We start from the raw sequence: 25,394 nt of genomic DNA on the forward strand, positions 1-25,394 counted from the left end.
CGCCGCGCCCACGCGGCAGCGGTCCGCCGGGCTCCCTGGCCCAGAGCTGTGACGTCGGTTTCGAGCCCTTCGCGCTGTGCTCCCCGATTCACAGCTCTCTCCGATGTTCCTGCCAGGCGGCTCCCGCCTACGGTCGCTGGCCATGACAGACACGCAGTCACCGGAAGAAAGAAGCGGGTTGGCCCGTCGCGCGGTGCTGGCGGCGGGGGGCGTGGCCGTGGCCGCCGTCGGTGTGGGCAGCACCTTCATGACCGACGCGCAGGCCTCCGACCGGTCCGACCAGGAGGGCGCCTGCTACACGCTCGCCTCCGAACTGGTCGAGGGCCCCTACTACATCGACGCCGACAAGCTCCGCCAGGACGTCACCGAGGACCAGGAGGGCATCCCGCTGTCCCTCACCCTCAAGGTGATCGACGCGGAGACCTGCAGGCCGCTCAGGAACGCGGCCGTGGACATCTGGCACTGCAACGCGTCCGGCATCTACTCGGGGTACGAGGAGATGGGCAGCGGCGGCGGGGGCGGTGCCCCGCCGAGCGGTCCCCCGCCCACCGCCGCTCCCACCGGGCCCCCGCCCGGCGGTGGCGGCGGCCATCAGGAGCCGACCGACGACACGCGTTACCTGCGCGGCACCTGGCACACCGACCGGCACGGACAGGTCACCTTCAGGACCGTCTTCCCGGGCTGGTACCGGGGCCGGTGCGTCCACATCCACGTCAAGGCGCACGTGGACGGCGAGTGGACGGATGCCGGCTACGAGGGCGGCCACACCTGCCACACCGGCCAGCTCTTCTTCGACGAGCAGTCGGTACTGCTGTCGGCCGAGGTGGAGCCGTACGCGAGCAACACCACCACCCGCACCACCCTCGACGAGGACACCATCTACCCGGACAACGGCCACGAGGGCGGCCTGCTCTACCTCAGGTACGACCGCCACCACATCGCCCGGGGCGTCCGCGCCCACCTGACCCTGGGCGTCGAGCCGGACGAGACGAACGACGGCTGACGCCGACGACCGCGACACCTCGACCGGCAGAAGGACGTGGAGGAACCGGCACCCGTCTGCTCCGCCGCCCTCGCAAGTGGGCGGACTTTGACAGTACTTGGTCCTTGTCCGTGCCCGTCAGGTGTCGTACCGGCCGTCCCAGGGCTCGCCGAAGCCCAGGTGGTCCGGGTAGAGCTCGGCCCACCCGCCGTCCTCGTCGTCCTTCGCCACCAGTCCGAAGAACACGCCGTCCACCCTGAGCTGGAACGGGCGTATCGCGATGTCCTTGTATGTCCGCCGCGGCAGGCTGCGCAGCATGTTTGCCAGGTGCGCGCGGGCCCGCGCCAGCACCGAGCCGGCGCCCTCCGGGTCGCGCTGCTGCTCGGCCCAGCTGCCCGCGCACCAGATCTGGGAGTCGCTGTAGCGGCCCATGGCGTCGAAGAGGTGCAGCACCGCGTACAGCCGCTTCTGCTCCTCCCAGCCCTCGTCCAGCCGGAACCCCTCGGGGAACGCGTACGTGACCGAGGCCAGGAACTGGCCGCCGGTGTAGTGACCGATGGCCTCGGTACGGCCGTGCGGCTCGTAGGCGATCGGGATGAGCTCAGGGGTTGCCATGGCGAAACCATACGGATGTGTTGTGGACATGCGGTTATTGGGGGGCGCGCCGATGCCGCCGGTCCGTCCGTCCGGCCCGGGAAAGGCTGCCCGGGTCAACTTTCGCCGCCCGCCCCTGGTATGTGCATCACACGGCCAAAAAATTCACGGCAACCTTTCCGATCTCCACAACCACAGAGGAGTGAAGCCCGTCGAAGCGGGCTCGCCCAAGGACTCTGGAACCACATCCGGAAGCACGTGAGGACTCCCTCTGTGGCCTCTGCTTCTCACCGCCGGTTCTTCCGCACGCGCCGTACCCTCGCAGCATCAACCCGCGCGCCAAGGCCCAGGTCGTGGCCCAGAACAACTACTGGACGGTCCCCGGCTCCCTCAAGACCTCCAAGCTCCTCAGCGGCGACGGCACCGGTTCGATCGCGGGCAGCGGCAACCTCGTGAACGGTACGACGATCGACCTCGTCGCCGCCTGCAACGCCGTGAACTCCAAGAAGATCAAGACGACGGTCAACTGGAAGCCGACCCTGGCGGCGGGCCTGGAGTCCAGCGCGAAGAGCCTGCCGACCGAGCTGGCGAAGACGACGGGCGCGGGTGTGCTGACCGTCAGCTGAGCCGCCCGGTACCGGGGGAAAGCGGCGCGCGTCAGGGCGTACGCCGTGCCCTCGGTCCTCAGCTGAATGGCGCATCGGTCGGCTCCAAGCCGAATCACGCAGGCCGCATGACGACGCGGTGGCGAAGGATCTCCGTGAGCGACTGGGGCGGGAGGAGGGGGCGGTCCTGCACGGAGTGGTGATGAAACTGCACCGCGATATGAACCCCCGTGAGGCGACGATCTACGGCTACCTCGTGCACGAGGACACCTCACGGCAGCGCCGCGTCCGGGTGGAGCTTCGTCCGGAGGACCTCGACAAGGCCAACGATGCCTGGCGGCGCGGTCTTGAGGTGTCGGTGACCGGGGACCTGGAGCCGCGTGGCACGGGGGTGCGCATGCGAGGGGTGAGCGTGTTCGTGGTGCAGCCGGAGTAGCGGAACTCAATGTTCGGCGCGGGGGATCAGCTCTTGTCCCTGGCCGGTGTACTCGCGTACAGCGGCGAGGAGGACCGCCATGTGTTCCGCTTCGATCTCGGCGTCGTCGCGTTCCTCTGTGCCCAGCTGGGTGAGAAGACGTGCGGCCCTCTCGGCAGCCGCCGGAACGTCCCTCAGTAGTGCCCGCCTGCGTTCCCGGTAGCTCTCGCCGTCCACCGCCCTGCCTTCCGAGGCCGACCCGCATACCGGGTCGGCCTGTGGGTCATGGTCTGGGGCCTACTCGTCCGTGAGGACGTCTTCGGCCGTCGGGGCTGTGACGGCCCGCCGCAGCCAGTGGCGCAGGATCTCGAGGTCGCCACAGCCGGTGATGCGTTCCCGGACCGCTTCGGGGACGTCGATGCCACGCACTTCCAGGATGTCCAGGATGTCCTCGACGGCGCGCTGAGCCCGGCCCTCGTCGCGGATTTCCTCGGAGATGTACGACTTGTAGAAGGAGAGGTCCACGGCCACCAGTTTCCTCCACAGTTGTGCGGCTGGGTGCTTGCCCAGGCCTTGTGCGATGAGCTCGATGAGGGGATCCGCGATGCTCTGCGGGGTCTCCCGCAGAGCGGTCGTCATTGACTTGAGTATGACCCCGGCGTCCGGATGTTTGGCGTGCGTGATCGCGGACAGCGTGGCGAGGGCGAGATCCTTGCGGACCTCGGCCGGGTCGGTGATCACCGGCATGTTGTGCGGTCCCGCGACCAGCGGCCGCAGGGTCAGCAGGGGCCATTGGCGAGGCCCGAAGCTGACCTCACGGGCGGCCCATTCCGCCGTGGCGCGGTCCTGGCAGACGACCAGCAGCAACGGCTGCAGCCGGTACTTCGTGAGCAGGTACGAGGCGTAGTACGCCCAGCCGGCGGGCTTGTCCGGATCCTTCCCGCTCTGGGCCTCGACCGCCAGGAGCAGCGACTCGTCGTCCTCCGTGTCCAGCCGCAAGAGGGTGTCCACGCGGCGTTCGACGGGGCTCGTCTCGGTGAGGTCGGTGGGTAGCACGGTGACCGAGGTGAGCGGGGGGAAGTCGATGCCAAGGACTTCGGACACCCCGGAGAAGAGGCCCGGATACTGCTGGAAGATGCGGTGCATCGCCTCGTGGGGCGAGTTGACCATATGGATTCCCTGCGAGGGTGGGGTTGGTGGGGTGAACGCGGCCGCGGGCCGGTCTCCAGCGGCGTTGGCGTCCTGGTCGGCTCGTCAGGCCGCCGTAGGCGCCGGTTGCCGGAGTTCGCAACAGTCCCGGCAGCGGAGTGGGTCGGGGCCCCGGTAGCCGCGGTCGCAGGTGTCGCAATTGCGGACGGGGTGACGGACGGGCGGGGCCGGTGCGGCCGGCGGCCGGAACGGGGGCGGCGGTGGGAGTTGTGCGGCCAGGCGGTGGGCCAGGAAGGCGGCCGGTCGGATCAGGGGCTCGTTCGGCAGGTTCTCGGTGAGCGCGTGGCGTGCGGCGGTGGGGGCGATGTCGCGCTCCAGCCAGGCGGCGACGCCGGGCGCGAGGTGTTCGGCATCGGTGGCGGAGAGGAGCAGGCGGGGGTCGCGGCGACGGAGGCCGGCGAGGACGTCGAGGGCTGCCTGGAGGAGAGCGGGGGAGGTGTTCGAGGGCTGCGGTACGGCGGGGAGGCGCTTGCGGGGAGGGGGCTTGTCTGTGGTGGCCGCGCGGCGGGCGGTCGTGGTACGGGGTTCGGCCGGCGTGGACCGGTGCCCCGGCTTGTTGCAGGAGACCGTGCGGGTGACGATGCGGCCAGTGGGCGTGCGTTCGCGGGTGCGGCGGACGTAGCCGTGGGTTTCGAGCTCGTTGAGAGCGGCGGCGATACGGGTGGGGCCCTCGGGGAAGCGGTCGGCGAGGGTCTTGATGTCGACGGCGGTGCCCCGGCGTACCGACTGGATGTAGGTGGCCAGCCCGATGGCGGGCAGCGACAGCTCCGGGTGTTGGGCGAGGTGGTTGCCGATCACCACGAAGTTCTCGGTGTGGCGGGCGTTGTCGTGAACGACGCCGGAGTGCGGCCGCGCGTGAGGGTGGTTTTTGCCCGGGATTCGGGACTGGGCGCGCGAGGGCGCGCTAGTGTTTTTGGTGTCCATCGGGAAGCTCCTACTTCCTCGGTGGTCAGGCCCCCGCACTGGGATCGCTAGTCCTGGCGGGGGCCGTCGCATGTCTGCGGTTGTGCCGTGCTGCGCTGAGCGTAAGGCAGGCAACCGGTGCCGAATCCAGCCGAGTTGGACATATTCACTCGCGGGAGTGAGTTTGCCCGGCGGGAGGGAGGGAGGGAGGGGTGGGGTTTGGTGGGGTGCTTTCTGCCTGGTGGGTGGTGCATGGGGAGCGCAGGTCTGACCGGAGCGTGGAGAGTTGGGCTTCGGTGATTCCGTTGCGGGGAGTACGAGTTCGGCCCAGACCGTTTTGCGGGGTGGCAGGCCCCGGCTCACTCCCCAGCGGTCGGCGAGGGCGTCCAGGAGGAGCAGGCCGCGGCCGGTTTCGCTGTCGGGGGTGGTGGAGGGGCGGCGGTGCGGCAGTCGGTCGGCGCGGGTGTCGGTGACCTCGATACGGAGGGTGTCGCCGACCACGTAGAGCAGGAGTTGGAAGTTGCGGCCGGGGACGCGGCCGTGGGTCGCGGCGTTGTTCGCCAGTTCGGCGACGATGTGCGCCGCCGGGTCCAGTGGGAGTTCCCAAGCGCGCAGTTGTTCGGTGGCGAGCAGGCGGGCGAGGCGGGCGCCGCGCGGGGTGGGGGACAGCAGGACGTGGAAGTTGCGGATGTGGCAGTCGGGTTGGGCGGGCGTGGTGGTGGGCTCGGCGAATTTCGGATTCACGTCACTCAGCGTGGCCGGATCCGCCTACCGTGAGGAGTGACGACGCTGTTGCGTACGGTGACTGTCCTGGGGTTATCCAGTGGTGTAAGGGCTTGTCGGGGCGGTACGTGCGGGTAGGGGCGTCGCGGGTAGGCGGCGGTACGGCGGAGGGGCGGCAGCGCGCATGTCGGTGGACGGTGAGGTAGGGCGGCTCATTACCGAGGCGGACGAGCCGGGGTGGGAGGTGGATCCGGACGACGAGTGGGGCGTGGCTGTTGTCGCCACCGTCGGGCGGCAGTTGAAGCTGCGGCGCGAGGCGGTGGGGATGCGCGCCGGCGAGTTCGGGAAGGCGGTGGGGTACGGCGAGGATCTCGTGTACAAGATCGAGGCGGGGAAGCGGATTCCCAGGCCGGAGTATCTGTACAAGGCGGACGAGGTGTTGGGCGCGGGCGGGCTCATCGCGGCGACTTGGGAGGCCGTGAAGAAGGTCCGGTACCCGAAGAAGGTGCGGGATCTGGCGGACATGGAGGCGAAGGCGGTCGAGATCGGGGTGTACGTCTGCAACAGCATCAATGGGTTGTTGCAGACGCCGGAGCATGCGCGTGTCGCGTTCGAGTCGCGGCAACCGCCTTACCCGCAAGCCGAGGTGGAGCGCTTGGTCGCCGCTCGCGTGGCTCGGCAGTCCATCTTCGAGCGAGATCCGTCCCCCGCGCTTGGCTTCGTGCTGGAAGAGACGCTCTTGCGGCGGCCTCTGGGCGGCACAATGGTGTGGCGACGGCAGCTCGAACGTCTGTTGGAGGTGGGCCGGTTGCGTAACGTCACCCTTCAGGTGATGCCCACACGCGTCGAGGTCCACCCCGGTCTGGACGGACGGATCGAGCTGCTGAAGTTCGCAGACGGTACGGCGACAGGACGTTCCGATGGTGCGTTCAACGGCCGTCCTGTCTCGGACCCGAGGCAGGTGCACATCCTTGAGCTGCGCTATGGCACCATCCGGGCTCAGGCTCTTGCCCCTCGGGAGTCGCTGGCCTTCATTGAGCAATTGCTGGGAGAGAAATGATCCGCAACCCCTCCGACAGGGACGGCTCTGAGCTGGCATGGTTCAAGAGCAGCTACAGCGACGGTAACGAGGGCGACTCTTGCGTCGAGGTCGCCACCACCCCCGGCACCATCCACGTCCGCGATTCCAAGTACCGCGAGTTCAGCCCGCACCTCGCCTTGGCGCCGGAGGCCTGGGCGGGCTTCGTGGCATACGTGTCGGAAAACTGACTCCTCAACTGCACGCGCCCCTTGGCTGTCACCAGCCGCGAGGCGGACGTCTTTTTCGTACAGGCCTGGAGTAGCGAAGTGCGGTTTGTTGGAGATGAGGCAGCCTTGGCCCTTCCTTGAATCGCTGACACTCGCGCTACGCGCCGCGCGGTCCACACAACCCGGCTAGAAAAGTGTGGCACGTGAGGCATCATCGCCCCTGGTCGACCGCTTATTCTTGATGGTGCTCTTGCTGTGGAGGCCGCGCTGCACTTCGTCGGCGTACATGACGTGATTCAGCTCCAGTAGGCGATCGTTCATCTCCATCTGAATATTGGGATCGACACTCCACCGCGGGCCATTAGGTGTTTCGTGGAAATTGCGATTGAGATCCAGTGGCGTCCAACCCAGCGAGGTCAGTGTGATCAGGTGGCTGGGGGTGGCCTCTGCGGCACGTGCCGGGTCGTCGCTGGCCGCGGTCGAACGGAGGACGTCGGTGACCACCCAGGGGCGGTTCCGTACGGTCACGCGTTGGCCCGGCGCGGGTACTTGCGCACTGACGTTTTCAGGGCTCGTCGGCTGCACGACCGTCACGCACGTCCCCCCAGTTGCCACTGGCTGCTGTCACACATTCGGTGGCGTGCGCGTCAGGGAGGTGTCCGAGACTTTGCTGTGAGGGGAGCTTCCTGATGCGTACCGCCTACGTCGTCGTCACCGTTCTCGCCGCTCTGCTGGCCGGGTTCTCCGGGACCGTGCTGCTGGTGCGGGCCGAGTGGATCGTCAAGGCGCTCACCGACTACCGGGTGCCGCCGTCCTGGTGGACGCCGCTCGGGGTGGCCAAGGCCGCCGGGGCGGTGGGGCTGGTGATCGGGCTGGCCGTGCCTGTGGTCGGGGTGCTGGCGGCGGTGGGGCTGCTGCTCTACTTCACCGGCGCGGCGGTCACCGTCGCGCGGGCGAGGTGGTACTCGCACATCCCGTTCCCGCTGGTGTACGCGGCGCCGGTGGCGGGAGCACTGGTGCTGGGGCTGCTGAGCTGACGTGCGGCGGCCCCTTGACGCCGGTGAGCGGGGTCAGGGGGCCGGCCGGGAGGGTGGGCGGACGGGTCAGGACTCCGTGCCGCCGAAGCGCTCCTTGTACGTTTCCAGGTCCTCGTCCGTCAGCTTGGCGAACAGCACCGGGGGGACCGTGAAGGGGGTGCCGGCCGGGACGGCGGCCAGCGCCTTCGCCTCGTCGGCGGTGACCCAGGTGGCGGTGTCGGCGGAGAGGGCGAAGGCCTCGCGCATCGTCTTCGCCGTCGACGGGATGAAGGGTTCCGACACCACCGAGTAGAGGTGGATCAGGTTCATCGCCGTGCGCAGGGTCAGGGCCGCGCCGTCCTTGTCCGTCTTGATCTCCAGCCAGGGGGCCTTCTCCTCCAGGTAGGAGTTGCCGGCCGACCACAGGGCGCGCAGGGCGGCGGCCGCCTTGCGGAACTGGAGGGTCTCCATGTGCGACTCGTACTCGGCGAGGAGCTCGGCGATCTGTGCGCCCAGCTTCGTCTCCGCCTCGCCGGGCTCGCCGCCCGCCGGGACGTCGTCGCCGAAGCGCTTGCGGGAGAAGGAGAGCACGCGGTTGACGAAGTTGCCGAGGGTGTCGGCCAGGTCCTTGTTCACCGTCGCCGTGAAGTGCTCCCAGGTGAACGACGAGTCGTCCGACTCGGGGGCGTTGGCGATCAGGAAGTAGCGCCAGTAGTCCGCCGGGAGGATGTCCAGGGCCTGGTCGGTGAAGACGCCGCGCTTCTGCGAGGTGGAGAACTTGCCGCCGTAGTACGTCAGCCAGTTGAAGGCCTTGACGAAGTCGACCTTCTTCCACGGCTCGCGCACGCCGAGTTCGGTGGCCGGGAACATCACCGTGTGGAACGGGACGTTGTCCTTCGCCATGAACTCCGTGTAACGCACGTCGGTGTCGACGTCGTACCACCAGGACTTCCAGTCGCGGTTCTCCGGGTCCTGGTCGGCCCACTCCTTGGTCGCGCCGATGTACTCGATCGGGGCGTCGAACCAGACGTAGAAGACCTTGCCCTCCGCGGCCAGCTCCGGCCAGGTGTCGGCCGGGACCGGGACGCCCCAGTCCAGGTCACGGGTGATCGCACGGTCGTGCAGGCCCTCCGTCAGCCACTTGTGGGCGATGGAGGAGGCCAGCTGCGGCCAGTCCTTGTCGTGCTGGGCGACCCATTCGCGGACCTCGTTCTCCAGCTTGGACTGGAGCAGGAAGAGGTGCTTGGTCTCGCGGATCTCCAGGTCGGTGGAGCCGGAGATCGCGGAACGGGGGTTGATCAGGTCGGTCGGGTCCAGGACGCGGGTGCAGTTCTCGCACTGGTCGCCGCGGGCCTTGTCGTAGCCGCAGTGCGGGCAGGTGCCCTCGACGTAGCGGTCCGGGAGGAAACGGCCGTCCACCGGGCTGTACACCTGGCGGATCGACCGCTCTTCGATGAAGCCGTTCTCGTTCAGGCGGCGGGCGAAGTGCTGGGTGATCTCGCGGTTCTCGGGGGAGGAGCTGCGGCCGAAGTAGTCGAACGCGAGTGCGAAGCCGTCGTAGACCGCCTTCTGCGCGTCGTGTGCCTGGGCGCAGAACTCGTCGACCGGGACGCCCTGCTCCTTCGCCGCGAGCTCGGCGGGGGTGCCGTGCTCGTCCGTGGCGCAGATGTACAGGACGTCGTGGCCGCGCTGGCGGAGGTACCGCGCGTACACGTCCGCCGGGAGCATGGACCCCACCATGTTGCCCAGGTGCTTGATCCCGTTGATGTACGGAAGGGCGCTGGTGATGAGGTGTCGAGCCATCGGGGGCTGCTCCCAGGTCGGTGTGTTGCTCTTCTTGCGAACCTTGAAATCGTAGCCGACATGTGTATGCCGCCCGCTTCCCGTTTTATTGGGTGAGAAGCGGGCGGCACGGGGGCGGTGAGAGGTCAGGGGCGCCAGTCGATCAGGAGGCCGTCGTACAGCTCCGCGTCCGTGAGCTCCAGGGGGGTCGGGCCCGCGTGGAAGAAGGCCGTGTTGGGGGTCTTCAGCTTGCGGAGGTAGTCGAAGGCCTTGTTCTCGTGCTCGCCGAACGCGACGAAGGAGAAGAAGACCGAGGGGTGGGACTTCGCGGCGTCCGTGAGGGACTGGGTGGCCGGGGTCTTCGCGTCCGGGGCGCCGTCGGTCTGGAAGACGACCAGGGCGGGGGTGCCGGGGGCGGCGTTCGCGTCGTAGTGGGCGAGTACGGCTTCCACGGCCGCGTGGTAGCTGGTGCGGCCCATCCGGCCGAGGCCGGCGTGCGCCTCGTCGATCGCGTTCTCGGGGGAGGCCTGGGTGAGGTCCGTGGTGCCGTCGACCTCGGTGGAGAAGAAGACGACGTGCACGGAGGGGGTGTCGCCGGGCGGGGTGAGGTGGGTGGCGAGGGCGAGGGTCTGGTCGGCGAGGGCCTGCGCGGAGCCGTCCTTGTAGTACGACCGCATGCTCGCGGAGCGGTCGAGGACGAGGTAGGTGGTGGCGCGGGCGGCGGAGAGGCCGGCCTTGGCGAGGGCGACGCGGGCGGCGTCCCCGCCGACCGCGGCCTCGGCTGCGCCTTCGGCGATGTCGTTCCCGCCCGCACCACCCGTGACGGTTTCGTCGTCGGGTGCGGGCTCGACCGGTTCCGGGACGATCTCGATCTCGACCTCGGCCTCGGTCGCCGGCTGCGCTTCGGCGACGGCCACCGGTTCGACGGTCAGCCGGATCACCGGCTCGGCCTCGGCCTCCGGCTCGGTCACCACGTCAGCCTCAGCCTCCGCCGCGACGACGACTCCGGCAGCGGCCGGCTCGGCCCCGGGCTCCGCCTCAGGCACGCCTGACTTCTCGGCCGCCGACTCCACCGCGACCTCGGGCTCGGCCGCGGGCTCGGTTTCGGCCTGGGCCGCAGGCTCTGCCGCGTCCTCGGGCTCGGCCTCGGCCACCGGCTCAGCCGCGACCTCCGGCTCGGCCGCGGTCTTGGCCTCCGCTTCCGGCTCGGCCGTAGGCTCGGTCTCGGTCTCGGTCTCGGTCGCCGGCTCGGCTGCGGCCTCGGGCTCGGCCGTGGGCTTGGCCTCCGCTTCCGGCTCGGCCTCGGTCTTGGCCTCTGCCTTCGGCTCGCTGGCAGGCTCGGCCTCGGTCACCGGCTTGGCCTCCGCCTCCGGCTCGACCGCCGGATCGGCCGCGGCCTCCGGCTCGGTCTCGGTCTTGGCCTGTGTCTCCGGCTCGGCCGCAGGTGTGGCCTCGGCCTCTGTCCGGGGCGTGGGTTCCGCTGCCCCGGCCACCGGCTCGGACGTGCCTTCGGCCGCAGCCGCAGCCCCTGCCTTCGGCTCTGCCGCAGGTTCGGCTTCGGCTTCCGTTTCGGTCTGGGCCGCGGGCTCTGCCTCGGCCTCTGCCTTCGGCTTGGGTGCGGGCTCTGCTTCGGTGGCCGGTGGCTGAGAAGGGAGGTCCGGTTCGATCGTGCGCGATGCCTGCTTCGGCACCGTCACGTTGTCGAAGGCCGCCGACACCAGGTCGTGCTCGTCCTTCGTCGACGGGCGGGGTTCCGGGACCGCCGTCGCTGTCTGAGCTGCCGCTTCTTGTGTCGGTGTCGACTGCGAAGGGAGCTGGTCCGCACCCTCTGCTTCGGCAGGGCGCGGCTTTCGCGACCTGCCGAATGCGTTCCGCAGGAGAGTGAGAATGCCCATGTGCGCAACCCTTCGCGTGAGTTGATACCCGTCAATCGCTGGCCAGGACGGACACGTAAGGTTAGCGGCCCCAGGTTGCGATCTTGGGGAGGGGCGCCGCCGCTTCCCCCGGGGTCAGTGCGGGGACGCGATCGCCCTGGCCGCCGCCACCTCCTGGCGCAGTGGTTCCAGGACGCTGTCCGGTGGGCCGGTGAGGTCCGTGCGGACCGCGATCAGGGTCTCGGACTCGCGGACGCCCGCCGCCAGCTCGCGCAGTTGCAGGGTGACCTGGTCCACCTCGGCCCGGGACGGGGGCGGTGCCCCGTGCCGTACCCGGACCCGGGCCGCCGTCGTCGCGTCGACGATGCGCTCCACGGCGACGACCAGCGGCCACCAGGCCGCGGCACGGCGACCGGTGGGCGGGGGTTCGGTCAGGGCGCGCTGGAACTCGGTGCGGATGGTGGACAGGTCGCGGTAGAGCCGGCGGCGCATCCGGGCCCGGGCGGCGGGGTCGACGCCCTGTTCCCCGCCCCCTGCGCCGGCCTCCCCGCCGCCCCCGAAGGCCAGCTCCACATAGGCGGCCGTGTCCGCCACCGCGTCGGCGAGGCGGTCGCCGACCCGGGTGCGCCAGCTCTCCGGCCACAGCAGGTACCCGGCGACCAGGGCGATCGCGCACCCCATCAGGGAGTCCAGGAGCCGGGGCAGGAGCAGGGCCGTGCCCTGGTGGTTCAGTACGTCGGACAGGAGGAGGATCACCGGGGTGATGGCCGCGGTCTGGAAGCCGTAGCCCCGCGGGGTCAGCGCCGGGATCAGGGGGGCCAGGACCAGCATCACCGGCACGTCCCACCAGCCGCGCGGCACCAGGGCGAGGACGGTCGCCGCCACCACCAGGCCCGCCACGGTGCCCAGCGCGCGCAGCAGGGCGCGGGAGAAGACCGAGCCGAAGTCGGGCTTGAGGACGAAGGTGATGGTGAGGGCCACCCAGTAGGAGCGGGGCACGGGGATCAGGGAGACCAGTGCCTGCGCGATGCCGATGCACAGGGCGAGGCGGATGCCGTAGCGCCAGGAGTTGGCGGAGAGCACGACGTTGCGGGCGGCGCGGGCGGTGCGGACGCCGAGGGCGGCCGGGCGGCCGAGGCGGTCGTCGATGCCGCGGGGGTCGACGTCGGGGCCGGTGGCGACCTCGGCGACGTGCCGCAGGGCGTGGTCGACGGCCCGGCCGGTCTCGTTGACCGGCTCGGGCAGGCGGAGGCCGGTCGGGCCGGTGTAGCCGGTCTCGATGGCGTCGGCGATGTGCCGGACCGCCGCCGGGACCTCGGGCGGCAGTGGTTTCGCGGCGAGCCGGACGGCGGGGGCGGCCTCCACCACCGGAGTGATCGCGTTCAACTGGGCGAGCAGCCGTGTGAGTTCGCGGTTGCGGCCGTGGTAGCGGGCGCGCCGGGCGAGGATCAGGTCGTACGACTGGTTCAGCGACTGGGTGACGGTGTGCCGGGCGCGGTCGTAGGCCTCGCCGTCGCCGCTGTCGCTCACGGTCAGCAGGTCGGCGACCGTGCGGTAGGCGGCGGCGACCGCCGAGCGTTCCGGTACGCCGGAGCGCAACGGCCAGGCCAGCAGGGCGAGCAGGAGGACGAGCAGGCCGCCGCCGGTCATCAGGACCGGGGTCAGCCACCAGGGGCCGGGCAGCGGCAGGCCCGCGCCGATGACGGAGTTGAGCAACAGGAGCAGCCCGGACACGGAGGACACCGCGCCGATCGTCGAGATCATCCCGGAGACCAGCGCGATGCCGGTGACGACGGCGACCGTCAGCCAGCCCTGGCCGTAGACCAGCGAGCCCACGGTGACGCCGACGGCGCCGAAGAGCTGGGGGACCGCGATGTTGAGGATCCGCATGCGGTAGGCGTCGGCGGTGTCGCCGATGACCCCGGACAGGGCGCCCATCGAGGCGAGCGCGCCGTACGCGGGCTGTCCGGCCGCGAGTCCGACGGCGAGCGGAAGGGCCATGCCGAGGGCGGCACGGACGAGGGCGGCCCAGCTGAGGGGGGCTGCCCGCTGGGGCCGGAGGTTCCTCACCAGCCAGTCGGGAGGGGTGAGGCCGGTGGGGAACTCGCGGGACATGCGCCCATTATCCGGGTGTGCGCCGGGCCTGCGGTGCCTGGTCGACGCGTGCCAGGAACTCGCCCAGCGCCCGGTTGAACTCCGCCGGGCGTTCGAGGTTCGGCAGGTGGGCCGCGCGGTCGATCACCCGGAGGTCGGCGTCGGGGAGGAGGGCGTGCATGGCCTCGGCGTCGGCGACGGGGCTGTACTCGTCGTCCGCGCCGACCACCACGAGGGAGGGGACCGTGACCTTGGTCAGCAGGGGGCGGTAGTCGGGGCGTTCGGCCCGGCCGCGCAGGGCCGCGGCGGCGCCTTCGGGGGCCGTCGCCGTCATCATGCGGTGGACGTGGGCCTTGACCTCCGGGTCTGCGTAGGGGGCGACCATCTTCCCCAGGACCTCGTCGGCGTAGCCCCGCATGCCCTCGCGCAGGAGGCGGTCGGCCATGGCGTTGCGGGCCTGCCTGCCCTCCGGCGTCTCGGGGTCGGGGAAGGTGTCCGCCAGGACCAGGCCGCGGACCCGGGCGGGACCGAGGCGGTCGTAGCACTCCATCGCGATCTGGCCGCCCATGGACAGGCCCGCGACGACGCAGACCGGCACGTCCAGGGTGTCGAGGAGATCTTCGAGGTCGGCGGCGAAGCGGGCCAGGGGGGTCTTGCCGGGGGTGACCGGGGAGGCGCCGTAGCCGCGCAGGTCGGGGGCGATGACCCGGCGGTCGGAGGCGAAGGCCGTCAGCTGGGGGTGCCACATGGTGCGGTCGAAGGGGTGGCCGTGGACGAGGAGGAGGGAAGCGCGGGCGTGCATGGTGGTGAGGCGCTGCGCGGCTTGGCGGGACTCGCGGCGCAGCGCCCCTGACAAGGGCCCTTGGGGGGCTAGTCCAGCAGGCCGTCGTAGTCCGGCAGCTTGTAGGTGGTGTCGGCGTAACCGCCGGTCAGGTCCGTCGTGTTGTTGCCGATGTTGGCGACGATGTCGTAGCCGTTCGCCTCGATCGTCTTGCGCTGCGCGGTCTTGAAGTCGGCCACGCTCTCGCCGATGATCTCGCCGAGCGCGCGGGTGTAGAGGCCGTCGACGGTGTAACCGACCTGGGTGAGGTTGTACCTGGTGGTCAGGTCGATGAGGTTGGTGCGGGCGCTGACGAAGAACACGCTGATGCCCTTGGCGTGCGCGTCCTGGGCGAGGGCGAGCACCGGGGCGGTGGCGGGCGTGGGGTAGCCGCTCTCGAAGTGGGACGCCAGCGCGGTGTTGTCGATGTCCAGGACGATCGCCGGCTTGGCGCCGGAGGTGCCGGCGGCGGCGCGGTCGTCGATGTAGCTCTGCGCGGGACCGGTGACGGCGGCGACGTCGGACAGCCACTGGGCCTCGGTGACGGTCGAGTCGGCGGCGTGCGCGGGCAGGACGGCGGCGAACGGCAGGGCGAGGCCTGCCGCCACGGCGACAGCGGCGCGGCGTGCGGTGAGACGGTTCATCGGGCGGGGGCTCCTCAGGTCACGTCGGCCATCGGTGTTCCGTACCGGTGGCTGTCGTTCCGCCACGTTGCCCGGCCGGGACGCCCACCATGTGACCGTCAGAGTAGCGACTGGTTACATGCGTGTCATGCTCTGGTCAGAAGCCTGTGAATTCGCTCTGAGAGAAGGTGAGTTGGCCGTTTCCGTATCCGGTTCGGGGACCGGTGCCGAGCGGCGGCGGGCGTACCGGCTGAGCCAGGACAGCAGGGCCACCGTCAGGCCGAGGGCGAACAGCAGCCAGGAGACCGTGCGCAGGGTGGCGGTCAGGGCGTCGTAGACGGCGGCCGCGGCCGGGTGCGGTACGTCGGACGGCAGACCGGCCAGGGTCAGGGCACGGCCGAGGGAGAGGGCGAGGCCGAGCAGGGCGCCGCCCAGCGCCGTACCCAGCGCGGTCGCGGTGACCGCGCGCCGGCGGCGGACGGCGAGGGCGATACCACCGGCCGCGAAGACGACGGCCGCGACGGGCAGCCAGAACCCGGCGACTTCGAGCACGTGGAACCCCTTCCGGAGCCGGTCCAGTTCGGCGGCCGGGAGAACGGCGACCGCCGTGTGCTGGACCGGGATACGGGCCGCGAGCGGCACATGGTCGTGGGCGAGCTGGTCCCTGACCTGGGCGGTGACCGGCGCGAGGTCGACCGTCACGGCCTCCTCGCGCTCGTCCTCCAGGGCCCGCAGCACGGCGTCATGGGTGGCCCGGTTGCCCGCGTCCCAGGCCAGCCGGAACGCCCGGGTCTGGGTGAACGAGCGGACCGCCTCGCGTACGAAGGGCGCCACCGTGCCCCGCATCGGCCGGCCGACGTCCACCTCGCGCATGATGCCGTCGCCGACGGTGGCCGCCACCGCGTCCCGGACGTCGGGGTCCTCGGCCAGCGGCGCCATCGTGCTGACGTACTGCCCGGTGTCCGCCAGCCCGTACGCGGCCCACGCCGACAGCGCGCCGAACGGCAGCAGCAGGCAGGACAGCGTGATCAGCAGGGCCGACAGGACGCGCCGAAGGCAGCGGGGCCGGGCGGCCCACGCCGACCGTGCGGCACGGACGGGCCGGGCAGCCCGCACGGGCCACGAGGTCCGGACGGCCCGGGCGGGCCACGACGTCCGTGCGGCCCGTGCGGAGCCCGGGGGCCGCCGCACCGGCCCGGGGAGCACTGGGGGCACGGTTCCAGGCAAGCCCCTGGGGGCCGGTCAGGCGAGTCGTACGACTGCAAACGGGTGTACGGCGGGCCCTGGCCGGGCCGAACGGGCGACCCGGGGTCCGGGTGCCTGAACCGCTCGGCGCGGCGCGCTCCGGTGGAGGACTGATCCGAACGGGTGTTTCCTGGTTTCGGGTGTGGGTTCCGGGAAGCCGGGGCCCCGCCGGGTTGTCGCCGGGTGCCCGCAACGGCCCCGGCGACCGGTGAGGGAAAAAGGGGAACGCATGGGCCCCGGCCGTGGTGGCCGGGGCCCACGCGGGTCGGGGAGCGGTTATCGGATGCGGTGTCCGGCCGCGTCCTCCCGTGTGTAGAACCGGTAGAACGACAGGATCAGGGCGACGAGCGCCACGGCCACGGCCATGCCGATGGACCGCAGGACCGCTTCGCCGGTCGAGCTGTACAGGAAGCCGAACGAGATACCGGCGAACGCCGCCCACACCGCCGCGTGCAGTTCTCGCCGCAGCCGTGGGGCGAAGGTCATGACCGCCCACAGCACGACCGCGAACACGAGGGCGCTCACGAAACCGGCCACCAGGTTCCAGCCGGTGATCGGGCCGCCGGCGCGGCGGTTCGCCGCGACCCAGTCGCCGTAGATCAGCCCGGTCACGACGGAGATGGCGATCCGGGCCCGGGCGTGCGTCCGGGCGCCGAAGATGTCGGGGGTACGACCGGCTCGGACCGTGCCGCCGGACGTGGGTGCCGCTTGAGCCATGCGAGCGCTCCTCTCTCCTCGCCCCCGCCTTCCAGAGCACACCTGCGGGCACCCCCTGGCAAGTCGGTCATACGACATTCGTCAGGGGGGCCGTACGGCGTCCTGCGCGCCGTTCCGTACGACGTGCGGGCCGTGCGCACGCGTGTTTTGCTGACTGACGTGACCGACCACCAGGGCCTGCGGCGGCGGCAGGTCCTGCCGCCGCCGGCCCGGGGCAGAGGCTTCGCCTGGTTGGCGCCGCTGCTGCTGCTGGCCGGGATCACCGTGGTCGACCTCAACACCACGGAGCGGTTCCGGATCATCTCCTGGATCGTCCTGGTGCCCGGTATCGCGGCGGCGCTCTGCGGGGTCTGGGCGACGGCCGCCTTCTCGGTGCTGTCCCTGCTGGACTACGTCGCCGTGGACAACGCCTGGCCCCAGCAGTACCAGGCCGGGCTGTCCGACTTCGTCCTGGTCGCCCTCGCGGGGGTGCTGGCCGTCCTCGCCTGCACGGTCCGGCTGAACGGCGAACGGCGGATGCTGCACATGCGGGACATCGCCGAGACCACCCGCCGTACCGTGCTGCGTCCGCTGCCGCAGGAGTGGGCCGGACTGGATCACGCGGCGGTCTATCTCGCCGCCGACACGGAGGCCCGGGTGGGCGGGGACTTCTACGACATCCAGCCGGGCCCGCACGGGACGAGGGTGCTGGTGGGGGACGTGCAGGGCAAGGGGCTCGGGGCGGTCGAGACGGCGGCGGCGCTGCTGGGGACGTTCCGGGAGGCCGGGTACCACGAGGCGGACCTGGCGACGGTGGCGGACCGGCTGGAGACCCGGATGCTCCGGCACCGGGGCCATACGGCGGCCCTCGGCCGCGACGACGGGGACCGCTTCGCCACCGCGCTGCTGCTCGGGTTCCTGCCCGGCCGTCCGGACGTGGTGGAACTGGTCAACTTCGGCCACGAGCCACCGCTCGCGGTCGGCCCGGCGGGCGTGCGGGCCCTCCCGCCCGGGGGTGGGCTCCCGTTGGGCATGAGCGAGTTGAGCGAGGGGTCCGGCCCGCCGCCGACCCGCACGGTCACCCTCCCCCCGGAGGAGACCCTGCTCATCACGACGGACGGGGTGACGGAGGCGAGGAACGGGGACGGCGAGTTCTACGACCTGACGGCCGAGGTCCGCCGGGCGGCCACGACCGACCCGGCCGGCCTGGTCGCCCACGTCCGCGACGGAGTACTGCGCCACAGCCGCGGCCACCTCTCCGACGACACCACGATCTTCGCGGTACGCCGCACCCCGTCCCCTCACTAGGGCGTGGGCCGTAACTCCCCCATCCCGGACCAAACCTCTCCGCCGGCCCCCGCTTTGCAGGCGCAGCGGTTACGGTGCTGACGTAAGTGGACCTGGGGAACAAAGGGGAGGGCCCGATGCCCGGAACCGTGCTGCTGCTCGCGGCCTCGCCGACGGGCAAAGGGCGACTGGTGGACGCGGCCTCCGTGCTCCCCGTGCTCGCGGCCGTGCCCCCGGCGATACTCTCCGGCACCGACACCGCCAACGTCGTGGAACTCGCCGACCCCCTGGAGCCGCAGGCCGTGCTGACCCGGCTGCGGGCCGCCGCGGCCGCTCCCGGTCCGCTGACCCTGTTCGTCACCGGCCAGCTGCAGCTGGACCGCAAGCAGCGGCTGCCGCACCTGGCCCTGGCCAGGACCACGCCCGCGACGGTGCGGTACACCGCGCTGCCCTGGCACTGGATCCGCGAGGAGCTGCGGCTGCGCCCGCCGGGGGCGACGTCGCTGGTGCTCGACCTGCACGCGGACCACGAGACCTGGGAGCACCTGCGCGCGGTGCCCCTCGACTGCGGTCGGAACAACGCCGTGCACGGGCGTATCGCGCCGCCGCCCGCCCGGCGGGAGGTCGCCGTGCCGTCGTACATGAAGGCGGTGGCGACGGTGCTCAGGAGCGGACACCGGCCGCCGCTGGAGCAGTTGCACCAGCAGGTGCTCGTGCGGCTCGGCGCGGAGACCGCCACCGGCATGCTGCTCAGCACGCACGGCCCGGACGGCGGTGATCCGCACGACGCCATCAGCGCGGCCGTGCGGGACGGCCGGTACGCGGAGGCGGACGAACTCGCCGCCCGCTGGGAGGAGGCCGCCGCGCGGGTGCACGGGCCGGCCTCCGAGGACGCGCTGCACTGGGCGGAGGTACGGGCCGACCTCGCGATGTTCGCCGGGGACGCGGCGCGCAGCTGCCGTACCTGGCTGACCGTGGCCAGCACGCGGCTGGCCGCCGGGGAGCCCGCTGACACACCTGCCGTGGAGGCGGCCGTGGACCGGGCCCACCACCAGTGGGGGGCCATCAAGGACGCGGCGCGGGCCCGTGAACTGGGGCCCGCGCTCGCGGAGTTGAGACTCAGGGTGCCGGGCCGCCGGGAAGGTGCCCTGGACCACGTCCAGCAGCACCTCCGGCAGCTTCAGACCAGCTGAGCGGCCGGCGGGCCGGCTAGCTCGTGAAGGTGAAGTACTTCCAGGCGCCGTACGTCGTGGAGTTGACGGTGTCGCCGGACGAGCCGTTGATGTAGTCGGAGCGGACCCGGAAGCGCCAGCCGACGTCGCTCTTGTGGTTGCCGGCGAACTCGACCTTCGAGATCCCGCTGGTGGCCAGGGCGAAGTACTGGGAGGTGTCCGAGTACCACTTGCCCTGGTAGTAGACCTGGAAGTCGAAGCGCTGCGCACGGCCGGTGTAGTACGGCATCTTGGTCGTGAACAGCGGGTTCTTGGTCTTGTGGAAGTAGTAGTAGGTCTGGCCCCAGGCCTTCTTCGACTTGTACTGGCGGCTGACCGACATGGAGACGCTGACCTTCGCGCCCACCGTGCTGGACACCGAGCGCGGCTGCCAGCGGGCGTCGCCCGCGAACTTCGCGGTGACCTTGGTGTCGCGCTTGAGGTCGAGGACGACGGACAGGTTGCCGTGCGAGTCGACCTTGCCGGACTTCACCAGCTTGTTGGGCTTGTCCGAGCCGAACGGGTCGGCCCAGAGCTCCACCGTGCGGTTCTTGTACGTCGCCCCGAGGTGGGCCGTGAACTTCACGTCCTTCCCGTACGCGTACACCTTGCCGTTGTTGTCCAGCGTCAGCGTCGGCTTCGCCCGGGAGACGTCCACGGTGTCCTTGGCGGAGGCGGCCGTGTGCTGGGCGTCGCCCGCGTAGCTCACCTTGTACGTCACCTTGCCGCCGGCCGGCGGGGTGTCGGTGAAGGAGAACGTGCCGTCGGCCTTGACCGTCACGGCGGGCAGCGCCTTGCCGTTCGGGGAGTCGAGGTCGGTGCGGGTGACCGAGACCTGCGTGCCGGCCGGGAACGCGGTCGTCGAGGAGAGCGTGCCGGTGACGGTCAGCTGCTTCGCGCGCGTCGCCGACGCCGGGGCGTTCACCGTGAGGGTGCTGGCCGCCTTGCCCGGGGTGTCGTACTCGCGCAGCGAGTACACGCCCTCGCTGTTGTACGACACCGCGAACAGCCGGGAGGAGTCCGGCGCCCAGGCGAGGCCAGCGTCGGCCATCAGGTCGGAGCCGCTGGAGGCACCGGTGCTCGGGAAGTCGTAGGAGCGGAGGGCCTCGCTGCTGCCGGGCCGGAAGATGTAGACGTCCGGGTTGTACGAGGCGTCGCTGCCGCCCGCGACCGTGCCGTCGGGCGCGATGGCGACCGCGTTCGGGTAGTTGATGCTGGTGTACTTGCCGTCCTCGTTGAGGTCGGAGGTCTTGAAGATCTGGTGGTAGTAGGGCGCTCCGCTGGCCACCACGACGTCCTTGCCGTCGGGGGTGACCTGGAGGTCGCCGAGGTTGCTGCCCGCGTCCCGGGTACTGGCCAGCTTGGTGGCGGTGCCCGAGGAGACGTCGTAGGAGGCCAGTTCGACGGGGCTCTGGTCGACCGCGCCCGCGACCAGGACGTCGGAGCCGGGTGCCGCGTCCACGAGCGGTGCCTGGTACCAGCTGTGGTCCTGGTCGAGGGTGACCGTGTGGTCGCCGGTGAGGTCGACCGAGCCGATGTTCCCGGCCGTGTCACCGCCGTAGCCGAACCACAGCTTGCCGCCCGCGAGGGCCACGCTCAGCGGCTTGTCGGCGACCGGGTAGCGGGTGGTCTCGGTGTCCGTCGCGGTGTCGATGACGGCGATGGCGTCCATGTCCTGCACGGCCGCGTAGAGCGTGCCGGAGTCGGCGGACAGTTCGAGGCCGTGGACACCGGAGAGGCCGGTGGTGAGCTGCTTGAGCACGTTGCCCGAGTAGTCGGTGACGACGATCTTGCCGTTTGTCGGGTCACTGATGAAAACCTGCTGGTGGGCGCCGTCGACGACGATGTCACCGACCGACTTGACCGGCAGGAGCGCGCTGGTGTCGGCGTAGGCCGGAGTGGCGGCCAGGGCCGCGGAGCTGAAGAGGACCGCCAGGGTGGTGGCGGCCGTGACGGTGCGCATACGCACGCTGATTCGAACCCCCCGGATCGAATGAAGTGGGCGCCACGGAGCAGGGCCCACGTGTGTGAGGTTCCTGTGGGCCGCGTGTGGCGGATGAAACGAAGACTAGGTCATGCCACTGACAATCAGCACCCGGGATTCGGCCGCGCCCGGGATTCGCCGGGCGCGGTCGGTGTCGCGGGGTCCGTCAGGGACTCCCAGTCGTTGCGGTGGCCGAGGGCGCGGCGGAACCGACACCGGCAGGCGCGGAGTTGACCGACACTCCCCTTCCGCCAGGGCGATCAAACTTCCACCAGGGCAGTCAGCTCTCACCGGGCGGTCGCCTGTCGCCGGGGCCTCGGTGGTGGGGTCAGGCGTACGGGTCGAAGGGGATCGCGCTCGGCTTGGCCTTGTTCAGGTGGTCGTCGAACTTGGCGTCCTGGAGGGGGAGGTTCGCGTCGCCCCAGTCGGAGGCGTTCAGGATGTCCCGCAGGTTGGAGGCCATGTTGTCCCAGGTGAGCAGGTTCTCCTGGTGCCAGGCGCCGTCGTCGTTCTCCGGGGTCTCACCCCACTTGGCGAACCGGAAGTCGTGGGTGCTCAGACCGTCCTTCTGGTAGACGACCTGGACACGCTGGCTGCTCATCGGCACGTCGGCCACGGCGTGGGTGTCGAAGTCGCCGTGCTGGGAGGCGGACAGGTACGACGGGTAGTCCGCGCCCTGCTTGACCCAGACGACGATGCACTCCCAGTCGTGGCGGTGGCCGATGCCCGGGGACGCCTCGTCCTTCTCGAAGTAGCTGGCGTAGATGATCCCGCACCAGCCGTTGTTGCACTTGGCCCGCGAGTAGGTGTTGGCGTGGTCGAGATGGCCGTCGCGGCACTGGCCGGTGATCGCGCCGGTCGGCTTCAGGCCGCCGTTGAGGTTGCCGGAAGGGTCGATGGCGGCGGCGGGGTAGCAGGCGTCCGTGTCGTAGTCGTAGAGCGGCTCGAAGAACTTCTGGAACGTGGTGGCGTTCTCCGGGAGGTTCTGCAGCACCCCCGCCGAGGCGCTGAACGGCAGGGCGAGGGTGAGCGCGGCGGCGCTGCCCACGACGGCCGCGGCTCGGCCGAGGCGGTGGGTCCTGGTTCGGGACATCGGGTGGCTCCAGTCGACGGTCCATTGTTCGCCCCGGACATGACATTCGGGTGCGGAGAGAGACTGGCCTGCCGAGAGCCTGAATGGAAGGGCTTTCTGTCAAACGGAGGACGGCATTTCGCCGAACTGACCCCGCCCTTTCACAGGTTGGCGACGAGGTGCCTGCCCGGCTGCCCGGGCACCGCGAAGACCGTGTCGCAGGCGTCCCGGACGGTGGCGTCGTGGGTGGCGAGCACCACGGCGCAGCCCGCCCCGCTCAGCTCGCGCAGGATGTCGACGACGACGGCGGTGTTGGCGTCGTCGAGAGCCCCGGTGGGCTCGTCCGCGAGGACCAGCGCGGGCTTCTGGACGATCAGCCGGGCCAGGGCCACGCGTTGCTGTTCGCCGCCGCTCAGGTGGTGGATCCGCTCCTTGCCCCGGCCCGCCAGGCCCACCCGGTCGAGGGCCTCGGCGATGCCCGGGCCCCCGCTGTCCGGTGCCCTGCGCCGTGGCGCGACGGCCACCTCCAGGTTCTCCTCGACGGTGGCGTTCTCGATCAGGGCGTAGTGCTGGAAGAGGTAACCGAGGCTGTCGCGGCGGAAGCGCCGGGTCTCCCCTCTGCCGAACCGCGTGATGTCCTCGCCCTGGTACCTGATCGCCCCGGAGGTCGGTCTGTCGAGCAGCCCCAGGCAGTTGAGCAGGGTGGACTTGCCCGAACCGCTGGGGCCGACGAGGGCGAGCATCTCGCCCCGGCCGACGGTGAAGCCGACTCCGCGCCACAGGACCCGGGACTCGAATGCCTTGGACAGGTTCTCGACTTCGATCACCACATGCTCCGGCTGGCTTGAAATGATGTCGGTGCTGACGGGGTTCACGCGGTCCTCGCCCCTTCCTTCACGATCCGGCGGTGGAAGAACGCGAGGGCGAGCAGCACGGCCCCGAATTCGACCACGACCAGCGCCGTGATGACACCGACGTCCAGCGCGGTGACATGAGTGGGCTGGAAGGGGGTGGGCGCACCGGCGGCCGCGAACTTCTTCATCTCCTGGTTCTGCTGCCACGCCTCGAAGGGAACCCGGGTGGCGAACACCACCGCTATGGCCAGTTCCACGGCGAGGACGAAACGGTGCGTGGCGATATAGCGCCACCCGCTGATATGCCGTGCGAATATCGTCTGTGCGTTTTTGCGGGAGTAGATGATGCAAACCCCGACACCGGCGATGAGGAGAACGAGCGCGGACACGACGAGATCGAACACCTGGATCCGTAGTTCGCCGACCGCGTTCCTGAGATCCAGGGCTGTTTTCTGCCCGACAGGACTCATTCCACTGAGGTAACTCTGAAGTTTGTTCGCCCTGATTCCTTCGAGTACGTCGTCCGGTTCTGGGAAAACGACTCCCGCCTGGGTCGCATAGGTGGTGTACGCGTCGTCCGTGAGAAACCGTGAACCATTGGGTACGGCGATGACGACCGGATCGCGCAGCATGGACCTGTCCTCGTCCGGGCCGTGTGCCGAGTTGTAGACGTAGGCCCCGGTGTTGTACCCGAAAAGACGCTGTCCGGACCGGCCTCTCAGTACCTCGAGCGGAATGTGCCGATCCTGGTGGGGGTCGACGATCTCGGACGCGGCCTTGGTGATCACCGCCCGGTGGGAGGCGAGGGAATCGGGGACGATGACCCGGACCGGGCGTGTGTCCGGTGCCTTCCCGCCGTCGGCCTCGGAGCGGTAGCGGTGTCCCGCGGGATCCCGTACCGGCTGCTCGGCGAGATAGGTGTCGTTGACGATGAGGAACTCGCCGGACGGCAGCCGGGCGCCCGGGGCGGAGACCTGGAGGTCCCTGCGGCCGGCGAGGACGACCTCACCGCGCCCGTCGGCCTGGCGCAGCCACGGTCCCACGTGCCGGTCCAGTTGTTCCGTGTGCATGGCGAAGGCGCCGCTGAGACGGATGGAGACCGCGTCGCCCACCGCCTCGTACACCTTCTGGTTCTCCAGGCGCACCAGCACGCCCCGGCCCGCGAGGGTGACGTTCGTGGCGATGGCGAGCGCGAGCAGCAGCGCCGGGACGCGGACGAGATAGACGCTGAGGGACGCGGCCCGCGCGGGCAACTCGCCCTTGAGGGCCCGCCCCACGTCGACCTTGTAGGTCAGCCCGAGCACCGCCGCGTGGACCGCCAGCACCAGGGCGGTCAGGAGGGCGGCGGCCGTCGCGGCCACCGCGGCGAACAGCCCGAACCAGGCGAAGCCGTTGTAGAGGCCGAGCGCGGTCAGGGTCACCGCCGTCACGGTGACGGCCGACGCGAGCCAGGAGAGTGCCAGTTGCCGCAGGTCGCGCAGGAGGATGCCGGCGAAGGACATGCCCTGCATCCGCAGGATCCCGTACGTCTTCGCGTTGAGCAGCACGCTCGCGCCGGTCATCGTCACCGCCGCGAGGGCGACCACCCAGAAGGCCCGCAGCAGCGGATCGTCCGTGTACCGGTCGGTCAGCTCGGTGTACGACAGCGGGTGGGTCACGCTCGTGGTGAGGCCGAGCCGGCCGAACTCGGCCACCAGCCGGTCGACGGCCGAGGACGAGCCGAACACGTAGTAGGAGCCGCGCGGGTCCAGCGCCGCGACCTCGGACAGCGGGTGCACGCGGGTCGCGAGTTTCCTGCTGAACTCCGGATATCCGTGGGCCTGCCAGCCGGCCGTGACGGACGAGCCGCCGCCCGGGGCCAGATAGAGGTGCCGGAGCCCGTCCGGGTCCCTCAGGTCGGGCACCTCGCGGGCCACCCCGACGCCGTGCCCGGCGGAGAAGGCCTCGACGGCTCGGACGACCTGGGTTCCGTTTTTCGACCCGTCGGAGTCGATGACCTCGATCAGGGCCGAATTTCCCAGTACTCCGGTCTCGTCCAGGCCGCGTACGAAAAGGAAGGACAGGGCTGCGGCGAAGACCAGGACCGCGGCGTGGACGAATCTTGTGCCTCGATGCAGCATCTGATACCGATCCAGTTCAGTCCATGGGAAGAACAGC

General features: G+C 70.6%; 23 protein-coding genes and 2 pseudogenes. 8 read left to right on the plus strand and 17 right to left on the minus strand.

The features are described from left to right. Positions 1 to 142 precede the first annotated feature (142 nt). Positions 143 to 1,003, plus strand: coding sequence for an intradiol ring-cleavage dioxygenase (locus tag ABZ646_RS07180; protein WP_360513859.1), 861 nt, complete (start codon positions 143 to 145; stop codon positions 1,001 to 1,003). 117 nt (positions 1,004 to 1,120) lie between these two features. On the opposite strand, the gene ABZ646_RS07185 is transcribed toward ABZ646_RS07180, so the two are convergent. Continuing rightward, positions 1,121 to 1,597, minus strand: a complete 477-nt coding sequence (locus ABZ646_RS07185) for a hypothetical protein (RefSeq protein WP_360513862.1) — start codon at positions 1,595 to 1,597, stop codon at positions 1,121 to 1,123. 302 nt (positions 1,598 to 1,899) lie between these two features. Between ABZ646_RS07185 and ABZ646_RS07190 the strand changes: the two are divergent. Both ABZ646_RS07190 and ABZ646_RS07195 read left to right on the plus strand, forming a co-directional pair. After that, positions 1,900 to 2,202: pseudogene (locus tag ABZ646_RS07190) on the plus strand (pectate lyase); the annotation flags it as partial. A gap of 118 nt (positions 2,203 to 2,320) precedes the next feature. Beyond that, on the plus strand, positions 2,321 to 2,617 hold the full coding sequence (locus ABZ646_RS07195) for a hypothetical protein (protein ID WP_360513865.1): 297 nt from the start codon (positions 2,321 to 2,323) through the stop codon (positions 2,615 to 2,617). Between the two features lie 6 nt (positions 2,618 to 2,623). Here ABZ646_RS07195 and ABZ646_RS07200 read toward each other — a convergent pair whose 3' ends face one another. From ABZ646_RS07200 to ABZ646_RS07215, 4 genes and pseudogenes are all read right to left on the minus strand, one after another. Continuing rightward, a complete protein-coding gene (locus ABZ646_RS07200) occupies positions 2,624 to 2,833 on the minus strand; it encodes a hypothetical protein (protein WP_360513868.1) in 210 nt (69 codons plus the stop codon). A gap of 60 nt (positions 2,834 to 2,893) precedes the next feature. Then, positions 2,894 to 3,766 carry a hypothetical protein gene (locus ABZ646_RS07205; protein WP_360513871.1) on the minus strand — a complete coding sequence of 291 codons (873 nt, stop codon included), beginning with the start codon at positions 3,764 to 3,766 and terminating at the stop codon, positions 2,894 to 2,896. A gap of 84 nt (positions 3,767 to 3,850) precedes the next feature. Next, on the minus strand, positions 3,851 to 4,729 hold the full coding sequence (locus ABZ646_RS07210) for a helix-turn-helix domain-containing protein (RefSeq protein WP_360513938.1): 879 nt from the start codon (positions 4,727 to 4,729) through the stop codon (positions 3,851 to 3,853). A 393-nt stretch (positions 4,730 to 5,122) separates the two neighbouring features. Continuing rightward, positions 5,123 to 5,452 (minus strand): annotated as a pseudogene (locus tag ABZ646_RS07215) (ATP-binding protein); the annotation flags it as partial. Between the two features lie 163 nt (positions 5,453 to 5,615). On the opposite strand from ABZ646_RS07215, the gene ABZ646_RS07220 reads away from it, so the two are divergent. Beyond that, on the plus strand, positions 5,616 to 6,491 hold the full coding sequence (locus ABZ646_RS07220) for a helix-turn-helix transcriptional regulator (RefSeq protein WP_360513874.1): 876 nt from the start codon (positions 5,616 to 5,618) through the stop codon (positions 6,489 to 6,491). Continuing rightward, positions 6,488 to 6,700, plus strand: coding sequence for a DUF397 domain-containing protein (locus ABZ646_RS07225; RefSeq protein ID WP_360513877.1), 213 nt, complete (start codon positions 6,488 to 6,490; stop codon positions 6,698 to 6,700). The genes ABZ646_RS07220 and ABZ646_RS07225 overlap by 4 nt, the downstream gene beginning before the upstream one ends. Before the next feature lie 165 nt (positions 6,701 to 6,865). On the opposite strand, the gene ABZ646_RS07230 is transcribed toward ABZ646_RS07225, so the two are convergent. Further along, positions 6,866 to 7,273, minus strand: a complete 408-nt coding sequence (locus tag ABZ646_RS07230) for a hypothetical protein (protein WP_360513880.1) — start codon at positions 7,271 to 7,273, stop codon at positions 6,866 to 6,868. Between the two features lie 95 nt (positions 7,274 to 7,368). On the opposite strand from ABZ646_RS07230, the gene ABZ646_RS07235 reads away from it, so the two are divergent. Then, on the plus strand, positions 7,369 to 7,716 hold the full coding sequence (locus ABZ646_RS07235; RefSeq protein ID WP_360513883.1) for a DoxX family protein: 348 nt from the start codon (positions 7,369 to 7,371) through the stop codon (positions 7,714 to 7,716). Positions 7,717 to 7,782: 66 nt separating this feature from the next. Here ABZ646_RS07235 and metG read toward each other — a convergent pair whose 3' ends face one another. The 7 genes from metG to ABZ646_RS07270 form a co-directional block, all read right to left on the minus strand. Continuing rightward, on the minus strand, positions 7,783 to 9,498 hold the full coding sequence (metG, locus tag ABZ646_RS07240) for a methionine--tRNA ligase (RefSeq protein ID WP_360513886.1): 1,716 nt from the start codon (positions 9,496 to 9,498) through the stop codon (positions 7,783 to 7,785). 125 nt (positions 9,499 to 9,623) lie between these two features. Next, positions 9,624 to 10,970, minus strand: a complete 1,347-nt coding sequence (locus ABZ646_RS07245; RefSeq protein ID WP_360513889.1) for a VWA domain-containing protein — start codon at positions 10,968 to 10,970, stop codon at positions 9,624 to 9,626. A 516-nt stretch (positions 10,971 to 11,486) separates the two neighbouring features. Further along, positions 11,487 to 13,466: an FUSC family protein gene (locus ABZ646_RS07250; RefSeq protein ID WP_360513892.1), complete on the minus strand. Its 1,980-nt coding sequence runs from the start codon at positions 13,464 to 13,466 to the stop codon at positions 11,487 to 11,489. Between the two features lie 7 nt (positions 13,467 to 13,473). Beyond that, positions 13,474 to 14,247 (minus strand): alpha/beta hydrolase, encoded by a 774-nt coding sequence (locus ABZ646_RS07255; RefSeq protein WP_360513895.1) that lies wholly within the window; start codon positions 14,245 to 14,247, stop codon positions 13,474 to 13,476. Positions 14,248 to 14,315: 68 nt separating this feature from the next. Continuing rightward, a complete protein-coding gene (locus ABZ646_RS07260) occupies positions 14,316 to 14,909 on the minus strand; it encodes an HAD family acid phosphatase (protein WP_360513898.1) in 594 nt (197 codons plus the stop codon). A gap of 114 nt (positions 14,910 to 15,023) precedes the next feature. Next, positions 15,024 to 15,932 (minus strand): hypothetical protein, encoded by a 909-nt coding sequence (locus ABZ646_RS07265; RefSeq protein WP_360513941.1) that lies wholly within the window; start codon positions 15,930 to 15,932, stop codon positions 15,024 to 15,026. 477 nt (positions 15,933 to 16,409) lie between these two features. After that, a complete protein-coding gene (locus ABZ646_RS07270) occupies positions 16,410 to 16,850 on the minus strand; it encodes a hypothetical protein (protein WP_360513901.1) in 441 nt (146 codons plus the stop codon). 159 nt (positions 16,851 to 17,009) lie between these two features. Here ABZ646_RS07270 and ABZ646_RS07275 point away from each other — a divergent pair, with 159 nt between their 5' ends. Next, a complete protein-coding gene (locus ABZ646_RS07275) occupies positions 17,010 to 18,137 on the plus strand; it encodes a PP2C family protein-serine/threonine phosphatase (protein ID WP_360513904.1) in 1,128 nt (375 codons plus the stop codon). 116 nt (positions 18,138 to 18,253) lie between these two features. After that, the gene (locus tag ABZ646_RS07280) at positions 18,254 to 19,309 is read left to right on the plus strand and encodes a hypothetical protein (RefSeq protein WP_360513907.1); all 1,056 of its coding nucleotides are present in this window, start codon (positions 18,254 to 18,256) and stop codon (positions 19,307 to 19,309) included. Between the two features lie 16 nt (positions 19,310 to 19,325). Here the strand turns inward: ABZ646_RS07280 and ABZ646_RS07285 are convergent, their stop codons facing one another. From ABZ646_RS07285 to ABZ646_RS07300, 4 genes are all read right to left on the minus strand, one after another. Then, positions 19,326 to 21,296 (minus strand): Ig-like domain repeat protein, encoded by a 1,971-nt coding sequence (locus ABZ646_RS07285; protein ID WP_360513911.1) that lies wholly within the window; start codon positions 21,294 to 21,296, stop codon positions 19,326 to 19,328. 343 nt (positions 21,297 to 21,639) lie between these two features. After that, on the minus strand, positions 21,640 to 22,404 hold the full coding sequence (locus ABZ646_RS07290) for an NPP1 family protein (RefSeq protein WP_360513914.1): 765 nt from the start codon (positions 22,402 to 22,404) through the stop codon (positions 21,640 to 21,642). Between the two features lie 140 nt (positions 22,405 to 22,544). Beyond that, a complete protein-coding gene (locus tag ABZ646_RS07295; protein ID WP_360513917.1) occupies positions 22,545 to 23,258 on the minus strand; it encodes an ABC transporter ATP-binding protein in 714 nt (237 codons plus the stop codon). Beyond that, positions 23,255 to 25,357, minus strand: a complete 2,103-nt coding sequence (locus tag ABZ646_RS07300; protein ID WP_360513920.1) for a hypothetical protein — start codon at positions 25,355 to 25,357, stop codon at positions 23,255 to 23,257. The genes ABZ646_RS07295 and ABZ646_RS07300 overlap by 4 nt, the downstream gene beginning before the upstream one ends. Positions 25,358 to 25,394: the final 37 nt, after the last annotated feature.

The organism is Streptomyces sp. NPDC007162, assembly GCF_040634175.1.
Lineage (GTDB): Bacteria > Actinomycetota > Actinomycetes > Streptomycetales > Streptomycetaceae > Streptomyces.

Coding starts and splice junctions, on each gene's coding strand:
- ABZ646_RS07180 (WP_360513859.1), top strand. CDS start 143: ATGACAGACACGCAGTCACCGGAAGAAAGAAGCGGGTTGGCCCGTCGC.
- ABZ646_RS07185 (WP_360513862.1), bottom strand. CDS start 1,597: ATGGCAACCCCTGAGCTCATCCCGATCGCCTACGAGCCGCACGGCCGT.
- ABZ646_RS07205 (WP_360513871.1), bottom strand. CDS start 3,766: ATGGTCAACTCGCCCCACGAGGCGATGCACCGCATCTTCCAGCAGTAT.
- ABZ646_RS07210 (WP_360513938.1), bottom strand. CDS start 4,729: ATGGACACCAAAAACACTAGCGCGCCCTCGCGCGCCCAGTCCCGAATC.
- ABZ646_RS07220 (WP_360513874.1), top strand. CDS start 5,616: ATGTCGGTGGACGGTGAGGTAGGGCGGCTCATTACCGAGGCGGACGAG.
- ABZ646_RS07225 (WP_360513877.1), top strand. CDS start 6,488: ATGATCCGCAACCCCTCCGACAGGGACGGCTCTGAGCTGGCATGGTTC.
- ABZ646_RS07235 (WP_360513883.1), top strand. CDS start 7,369: ATGCGTACCGCCTACGTCGTCGTCACCGTTCTCGCCGCTCTGCTGGCC.
- metG (WP_360513886.1), bottom strand. CDS start 9,498: ATGGCTCGACACCTCATCACCAGCGCCCTTCCGTACATCAACGGGATC.
- ABZ646_RS07250 (WP_360513892.1), bottom strand. CDS start 13,466: ATGTCCCGCGAGTTCCCCACCGGCCTCACCCCTCCCGACTGGCTGGTG.
- ABZ646_RS07255 (WP_360513895.1), bottom strand. CDS start 14,247: ATGCACGCCCGCGCTTCCCTCCTCCTCGTCCACGGCCACCCCTTCGAC.
- ABZ646_RS07260 (WP_360513898.1), bottom strand. CDS start 14,909: ATGAACCGTCTCACCGCACGCCGCGCCGCTGTCGCCGTGGCGGCAGGC.
- ABZ646_RS07270 (WP_360513901.1), bottom strand. CDS start 16,850: ATGGCTCAAGCGGCACCCACGTCCGGCGGCACGGTCCGAGCCGGTCGT.
- ABZ646_RS07280 (WP_360513907.1), top strand. CDS start 18,254: ATGCCCGGAACCGTGCTGCTGCTCGCGGCCTCGCCGACGGGCAAAGGG.
- ABZ646_RS07290 (WP_360513914.1), bottom strand. CDS start 22,404: ATGTCCCGAACCAGGACCCACCGCCTCGGCCGAGCCGCGGCCGTCGTG.
- ABZ646_RS07300 (WP_360513920.1), bottom strand. CDS start 25,357: ATGCTGCATCGAGGCACAAGATTCGTCCACGCCGCGGTCCTGGTCTTC.